Origin of the sequence: Rhodococcus sp. NPDC059234, from assembly GCF_042754225.1 — a bacterium.
In the GTDB taxonomy this organism is placed as follows: domain Bacteria; phylum Actinomycetota; class Actinomycetes; order Mycobacteriales; family Mycobacteriaceae; genus Rhodococcus_G.
This window is the reverse complement of the sequence record NZ_JBHZAH010000196.1, coordinates 1-4379: the sequence shown is the minus strand read 5'-3', so window position 1 is coordinate 4379 and position 4379 is coordinate 1. Positions and strand designations below refer to the sequence as shown.

4 protein-coding genes are annotated in these 4379 nt (G+C 66.9%); 2 read left to right on the top strand and 2 right to left on the bottom strand.

All coding sequences use genetic code 11. The features are described 5' to 3' along the window. Positions 1-270: hypothetical protein (locus tag ACFXGJ_RS24030; protein ID WP_378625767.1), on the top strand; the 270-nt coding region annotated here is incomplete at its 5' end. Here ACFXGJ_RS24030 and ACFXGJ_RS24025 read toward each other — a convergent pair. Beyond that, positions 183-569, bottom strand: coding sequence for an acyl-CoA thioesterase (locus tag ACFXGJ_RS24025; protein ID WP_378625765.1), 387 nt, complete (start codon positions 567-569; stop codon positions 183-185). The two genes, ACFXGJ_RS24030 and ACFXGJ_RS24025, sit on opposite strands and share 88 nt — an antisense overlap. Positions 570-748: 179 nt before the next feature. Beyond that, positions 749-2194 carry a cytochrome P450 gene (locus tag ACFXGJ_RS24020; RefSeq protein WP_378625764.1) on the bottom strand — a complete coding sequence of 482 codons (1446 nt, stop codon included), beginning with the start codon at positions 2192-2194 and terminating at the stop codon, positions 749-751. Positions 2195-2892: 698 nt separating this feature from the next. Here ACFXGJ_RS24020 and gndA point away from each other — a divergent pair. After that, the gene (gene gndA / locus ACFXGJ_RS24015; protein WP_378625763.1) at positions 2893-4344 is read left to right on the top strand and encodes an NADP-dependent phosphogluconate dehydrogenase; all 1452 of its coding nucleotides are present in this window, start codon (positions 2893-2895) and stop codon (positions 4342-4344) included. Positions 4345-4379 lie beyond the last annotated feature (35 nt).

Below are 4379 nucleotides of genomic sequence, written 5' to 3'. Positions count from 1 at the left end.
CGCCTGCTCCGTGCAGGCGGCGGCATCGTCGTCTCCGGCCGCGTCCGCTCAGTTCATTTCGGCGGACCGGCTCCCGGACGTGCGGCCGCGAACACGGCGACCGGTTCCTGCCAGCGCCCCGTCCGCGCACTGCGTGCTCGCCACCGCTGCCAGGCGGGTGCGCACCTCCTCGGGGAACGGGGTCACCCGCCTCGAACAGAGGTCGACGTGCAGGTCCAGCTGCTCTCCCGTCGCGGCTCGGTGCCCTGCCGTGACACCCACAACTCGTGAGAGAAGTCCAGCCGCTTCTCGTCGGCGCCCACGAGCCACGAGTGCACCCCCATCTCGTCACCGCGCCGCAGTTCGCGTTCGTAGACGACGTGGCTCTCGGCGACGACCTTGCCGCAGTGCGTGCGTTCGACGTCGTCGTCGCCCCGGCCGAGTCGGGTGGTGAACGCGTGCCGCTGACGTGGAAATTTGAGACGAGCACCAGGGGGTAGCAACGCGAATAGGACAGAGATCGCCCTAGATTTTGAGACAAACCAGGGTTCGCTCGTCGATACGGCAGAGGGCCGGGTCACGGACTCCATGACCGAGCCGCCCGCGCACGAGTGGCTGCTGCTCAGCCGACAACACTTGCCGTACAGCAGCTCCTTCGACTACCTGTGCGCCGGTCCACGGGTCCGGACCTTCTGTCGACTGCTCGGCCAACACTGCCAACACTGCCAACACTGACAGGCGATTCATCCGGTCTTGGGTAGGAACAACGTCATACGGCGTCCCAATCGGCATTCGAGAGTGGGGACGTCGTCGGTACCGAGCGTGAGAGGTGTTGTCGGCGGCGAGGTTGCAGCCCGAAGCCCCGGGGTTTCAGGGTTAGCGTTTCGGCAATTTGCAGCCGGTAAGCCTCAGTGGGCGTCAGGTCGTAGCGGTGAAGGAGCAGGCCGAGCGTCAATACCGCTTCGTGCAAGGCGAACTGGCGGCCAATACAGGCACGCTGGCCCGTCCCAAAGGGTTTGTACACGTGCGGGGGTCGAGCTTTGGCCTTGCCGGGGGCGAAGCGGTCGGGATCGAACCGGTCCGGCTCTGGCCAGACCGTCGGGTCGCGGTGCGCGAGAGGCAGCAGCACCACCGCCCAGTCGCCCTGCCGCATTCGATAGCGGCCGCCCAGCACGGTATCGGTGCGCGCTTCGCGGAGGTAGGCGGGCACGGTGGGCCAGAGCCGCAGGGCCTCGTCTAGTACTGCGCGTACGTAGCGCAGTCTGGCGATGTCGGCGAAGGTGGGTTCGGGGTCCTCGGCGTGGCCCCACAGGGCGTCGACTTCGGCCTGGGCTCGCGCCATCACCTGTGGGTGTGCAGTGAGGTAATACAGGGCGAATGACAATGCTCCGGAGGTGGTTTCGTGCCCGGCGATCACGAAGGTGATGATCTGTTGGCGGACGTTGACCGGGTCAAGGCGAGCACCGGTGTCCGGATGGGCGGAGTGCAGCATTCGGTCGAGCAGGTCGGGCGTCTCGGACGTCGCTCCGGCGAGGCGAGCGGCGATGACGTCGTCGACGGTGCGCTCCAACAACGCGACATCGGCTCGGTGCCGCCGGGCCGAGCCGGCCACGGCTCGGCGGACCGGTGCCAGCCACCGGGAGTCGGGGAAGTTGCCGTAACGCAGGGTCCGGTTCATGGCGGTGACGAAGGGGTGCGGTCTGTCGCGGTCGAAGGCGTCGAACCGGTAGCCGAATCCCGTGCGCCCGATCGTTTCCAGTGTCATGCGGGTCATGTCGGCGGACACGTCGACGTGCTGCTGGCGCCGGGCAGCGGTGTCCCAGCGGGCCAGCAGCTGGCGGGCAACGGCGAGCATCGTTGCGTGGTAGCCCAGCATCGCCTCACGGGTGAACGCCGGCATCAAAATGTCGTGAGCGAGTTGCCAGTTCGGTTCGTCGTTGTCGGCGGTGAACAGTGCGTCTCCGACGATCTGGCGTAACGCGTAGATGTGCAGACCCGTGTTCTTTGCGAAGCGGGTTTCATCGTTGAGTTCGGCGACTAGGTCGGCTCCGCCCACCATGACGATGTCGGTACCAAGCAGTCTGCGCACCGCGATCGGCCCGAGACCGCTCAGCATCCACATCGACGACTGGAGCGGGGTGCGGGGATTGAGGCCCACCACATCCCCGAGAAACGGCAGCCGATACGGGGGATGGGGCAGGGAGGATGCGTCCACGACCTACCGGCCCTTCCGTCTATTGAAAGAGATCAATAAGAGATCCTGCCGCCTCCGTTGAGACGACATCGGTAAGACTGAACGGTATGCGAACGCGCCTCAACCCGCGCAGCGGCGCGCCCGAGAAATAGTCAAATCCTGTGGCTCTGAGGTCCTCAACCTGGGGAACCGGGTGTAGCCAGGCTTGTGCGCACGGCCACTATGAGTGAGTTTCCCAGCGTCAACGACGTCACCGCGGGTCTCATTGGATTGGAAGGCTCGAGGCACTTGCTCCAAAGTCGCAATTTCCGACTTTCACCCCACTCTCAGGCGATGACGGCGCATACCTGTCTCAACAATTCGGCAAATGTCCGATTCCTGTCTCAACATCTCAACATGTCCGACTTTGTGTCGAGTTTCGGTGTCCGCGGCAACGCGGCGTGGGCGTCGTAGATCACCAACCTGTAGAAGCGGGCGTTCATGTGCCCGTTGACGTCGATCCACTCCCCCGGAACCGTGCTGCGCAGACTCCGATACGGGCCCGCTGCGAACGGGGAACTGTCCGTGTTCTGCTTCCTCACCGCGGGACCGTCGACACCGATCGATGCTGCGAACGCCGCCGCCGCGCCGGACACCTGTGTCCGCCGACCCGGTCCGCCGAGTCCAGGGTGCGAGACCTGAACTTTCGTTCGCCCGTCGCGCAGGGAAAGGTGTAGGGCATGACCGACAACACCTCTGCCCCCGCGCGGGCTCAGATCGGAGTCACCGGACTCGCCGTCATGGGCTCGAACATCGCCCGCAACTTCGCCCGTCGCGGCCACACCGTCGCCCTGCACAACCGAAGCGTCGCCAAGACCGACGCCCTGATCGCCGAGCACGGCGCCGAGGGCGACTTCGTTCGCACCGAGACCGTCGAGGAGTTCGTCGGTGCGCTGCAGAAGCCGCGCCGCGTGCTCATCATGGTCAAGGCCGGCGAGGCCACCGACGCGGTGATCGAGGAACTCGCCGCGGCGATGGAGCCGGGCGACATCATCATCGACGGCGGAAACGCCTTGTACACCGACACGATTCGTCGCGAGGCCGCGCTGCGTGAGCGCGGACTGCACTTCGTCGGCGCCGGCATCTCGGGCGGCGAGGAGGGCGCGCTCAACGGCCCGTCGATCATGCCGGGCGGGCCGAAGGAGTCCTACGCGGCGCTCGGTCCCCTGCTCGAGTCGGTCGCCGCGGTGGTCGACGGCACCCCGTGCTGCACCCACATCGGCCCCGACGGCTCGGGCCACTTCGTGAAGATGGTGCACAACGGCATCGAGTACGCCGACATGCAGCTGATCGGCGAGGCGTACAACCTCTTCCGCGACGCGCTCGGCCTCGACGCCGGGCAGATCGCCGACGTGTTCACCGAGTGGAACGCCGGCACGCTCGAGTCCTACCTGATCGAGATCACCGCCGAGGTGCTGCGGCAGAAGGACGCCGCGACGGGTCAGGCCCTCGTGGACGTCATCGTCGACGCCGCCGAGCAGAAGGGCACGGGCCGCTGGACGGTCAAGTCCGCGCTCGACCTCGGCGTGCCGGTGACCGGCATCGCCGAGGCAGTCTTCGCCCGCGCGCTGTCCGGTTCCCGCGAGCAGCGCAAGGCCGCGGTCGGTCTCGCGTCCGGCGCCCTGGGCGACAAGCCGGGCGACGTCGCACAGTTCACCGAGGACATCCGCGCGGCGCTGTACGCGTCGAAGATCATCGCGTACGCCCAGGGCTTCGACCAGATCAAGGCCGGCAGCGTCGAGTACAACTGGGACCTGAAGCCCGCCGATCTGGCGACGATCTGGCGCGGCGGCTGCATCATCCGGGCCCAGTTCCTCAACCGCATCAAGGAGGCCTACGACGAGAACCCGGAGCTGCCGAGTCTCGTGTTGGCCCCGTACTTCCGTGAGGCCATCGAGACGGGCATCGACAGCTGGCGGCGCGTCGTGGCGACCGCGACGATGCTGGGCATCCCTGTTCCCGGGTTCGCCTCCTCCCTGTCGTACTACGACGGCCTGCGCGCCGAGCGACTGCCCGCCGCGTTGACCCAGGGGCAGCGCGACTACTTCGGTGCGCACACCTACGAGCGCATCGACCGGCCCGGCAAGTTCCACACCCTCTGGAGCGGCGATCGCTCCGAGATCGAGGCGTAGCTCCCGACTCGCGGGGCGGTGCGACGAACGGAGAC

Excerpts from the sequence above, each read along its gene's own strand:
- ACFXGJ_RS24025 (WP_378625765.1), bottom strand. The coding sequence starts at position 569 with ATGGAGTCCGTGACCCGGCCCTCTGCCGTATCGACGAGCGAACCCTGG.
- gndA (WP_378625763.1), top strand. The coding sequence starts at position 2,893 with ATGACCGACAACACCTCTGCCCCCGCGCGGGCTCAGATCGGAGTCACC.